The 2,557-nt window shown below is 34.3% G+C and carries 3 protein-coding genes; 1 reads left to right on the top strand and 2 read right to left on the bottom strand.

The features are described 5' to 3' along the window. On the top strand, nucleotides 1-604 hold a 604-nt coding region (locus BU804_RS06205), incomplete at its 5' end, for an IS982 family transposase (protein ID WP_075883416.1). Between the two features lie 111 nt (nucleotides 605-715). On the opposite strand, the gene BU804_RS06200 is transcribed toward BU804_RS06205, so the two are convergent. Next, nucleotides 716-1,576: a nucleotidyl transferase AbiEii/AbiGii toxin family protein gene (locus tag BU804_RS06200; RefSeq protein WP_075883415.1), complete on the bottom strand. Its 861-nt coding sequence runs from the start codon at nucleotides 1,574-1,576 to the stop codon at nucleotides 716-718. Further along, complete coding sequence (locus BU804_RS06195) at nucleotides 1,573-2,175, bottom strand: type IV toxin-antitoxin system AbiEi family antitoxin domain-containing protein (protein ID WP_075883414.1); 603 nt, start codon at nucleotides 2,173-2,175, stop codon at nucleotides 1,573-1,575. Before BU804_RS06195 ends, BU804_RS06200 begins: the two co-directional genes overlap by 4 nt. Nucleotides 2,176-2,557 lie beyond the last annotated feature (382 nt).

The following is a 2,557-nucleotide window of genomic DNA, read 5'->3' as shown; positions in this document are numbered from 1 at the left end:
TCCTCTATTTGCTTATCTTTTGGATAAAAGAGGAGAAATCACAGGAATTGCTTTTATTGATTTTCCATCGATAGATGTTTGCCACAATAAACGCATAAAAAGAAACAAGGTCTTTAAAGGTTTAGCAAAGAAGGGGAAAACAACTTCAGGATGGTTTTTCGGGTTTAAATTGCATCTCATGGTCAATGAAAGAGGAGAAATTTTGGCTTTTCAGCTAACTCCTGGAAATGTTGCTGATGTTTCTATTGCCGAAACTTTGTCGAAAGGGGTTTTTGGGAAACTATTTGGTGATAAGGGGTATATTTCGAAAAAACTTTCAAAAAGGCTTTTGAAACAAGGTCTTGAACTATTTACTAACCTAAGATCGAATAGGAAGCAGAATCTTATGAAGTTAACAGACAAAATCCTTCTTAGAAAACGATCTATTATTGAAACGGTCAATGATCAACTAAAACATATTTCTCAAATTGAACAGACACGCCACAGATATGCCGGAAATTTTTTAATTAATCTATTAGCTGGGATTGTTGCTTACACTCATCAACCTAAAAAGCCATCGATAAATTTAGCAGAGCAGCATCGCTTGTTGTTAATGGCTGCCTAAAAACCCAAAATTCAGGTTAATATTAATTCTGAGAAGCATAAATAAATGAAGGATTACAATCGTTGTCAGGTGATGACATTTAGTTGTTAGACAAACATAGAATGTATTTATCTATAGAAAATTTTTTTCCTTGAGCCATTGATTGAGAATAAAAATCACTTCCTCAATCGAATTTGGTAGTTGCAGAAAATCCTTCCTAATTTTGATTTTTCTGCGATATAGATTCCACTTTCTCTCAAACGCCTCATAAGTATCCTTATCAAATTTAATGGGCAATTTTCTCAGAGATGTTTTTCTGTGATGGAAAACCAGTTGAATAGCTTTAGCTGTGAGAGATTTATCAAGAACATCAAGTAGGATCAGTGAATAAAGATCGTGAAAATCTTTCATTCTGGTATTTCCTGCTCCCCGAAAGGCTACTGTTTCTAATTTTTCTGAAAAAATAAATTCCTTTGGATAGCAGTATAGAGAAATTGTGCTCTCAAATAGAGGACCTTTATTTGTGGCGGTCAGATCCATCGGATATTCAATTGGCTCTACTCGATCGCCAAATCCTAGATCCATGCAAATGATTGTTTTTGTGGCCCCAAATCTTGCCAATAGCGAAATTTCGGCTCCAGTATATGCTAGTTGAGAATGATCAAGCACTTTTATTTTAGATACCTCAAATGCAAAGCTATCATGAGTATCAATAGCACAGATTTCATCCAACACATTTTTCAAAGACAGTTCAGTGTTAGACAACCTTTGAACAAGGAAATCGAGATCCTGAGTCTCTCTTCCTATAGGAATATATTTGGCTAGAAGAGTTCCTCCTTTTAGCACGAATTTTTCCTTGTAAGAAGAGCATGCCAACCGAGACAAGAAACGTTCCAGAATCAGATTCCTCCAAAGTTCTGCAAAGGTCGTTTCTCTTTCTTTAGCTAAAACTTTGATTTTTTCTTTGATGGATTGTTCGATTGCTGATTTCATAGCATTAGGGCTGAAATGTAAGGGGTTAAATTAACTCTCAGCTTCTTTGCATATTTAAGAAGTTTATCAGTGTCTGGTTTTGTATCTTTATTCGATTTTAAATAAAATTGTAGTGCTTTCAATGCTATTTCCTCATCTAAATAACGAAATGCATCGATGATGGTTCGCTCACGATCGAATATCTTAAGATTTTGATTGCCGATTTTAATCATTGTCTGGCCTAGAGAGATATTTCGCATCCGAACGAAACGGACATTTTCTCTAGATGGTGCAGTAGTAGCATGGGGGATAGCAATCCAATATTCCCTCATGATTTCCTCTGTCAAATCGTAATAGCATAGAGCAGAGATAAGACATATAACACCATTAGGAATACTCAAAGCAGTTATAGCAAGGTCTTCCCACTCAAAGTCGGAACCAGAATCAAACTCTATATCTTTAATTTTGTATATTCCTCTGTAGACTCGTTCGATATTTCCTTTTGAGAGAAAATATGCAAGCATTCTGGATGGAATACCCGCCTTCCTTCCTTCCGCAGAAGAAAAAAATGTTTTTTTCGATAGTGATTGAAATATAGCTGCATATTTAGATTTTATCATACTTAATATGTAACAAAAAAACCCATTTAAATCAACTGGGTTTTTTTATTACATATTATGATTGCCAAAGCCTGAATAAAAATTCGTTTTAAGGTGAAATTATGACAAATGTCGACGGAAGTTACATTTTGACTTAGAGAGAAGAGAGAATGTAACTAACCGGTAGTCTTTTCAAAAATTGGCTATAGTATTTTCCATGGAGATCTAATGAAGTATTTTCATTCTTCCAACTCAAAATAGTACAAACCTGAATTTTGAATTTATCTCTTTGATAATAAATAAGAAGAATAAAATTTAAATGACAAAGGACCTCTGCATCATTTAAAACATTTGTTTTCCCAAGCTAATGTTTAATATGACATGAGAGGTCAAAATGGATTTA

Source organism: Candidatus Protochlamydia sp. W-9 (assembly GCF_001950615.1).
Classification (GTDB): Bacteria; Chlamydiota; Chlamydiia; order Chlamydiales; family Parachlamydiaceae; genus Protochlamydia; species Protochlamydia amoebophila.
The sequence above is the reverse complement of the archived record's forward strand: the minus strand, read 5'-3'. Positions and strand labels throughout refer to the sequence as shown.

Excerpts from the sequence above, each read along its gene's own strand:
- BU804_RS06200 (WP_075883415.1), bottom strand. The coding sequence starts at position 1,576 with ATGAAATCAGCAATCGAACAATCCATCAAAGAAAAAATCAAAGTTTTA.
- BU804_RS06195 (WP_075883414.1), bottom strand. The coding sequence starts at position 2,175 with ATGATAAAATCTAAATATGCAGCTATATTTCAATCACTATCGAAAAAA.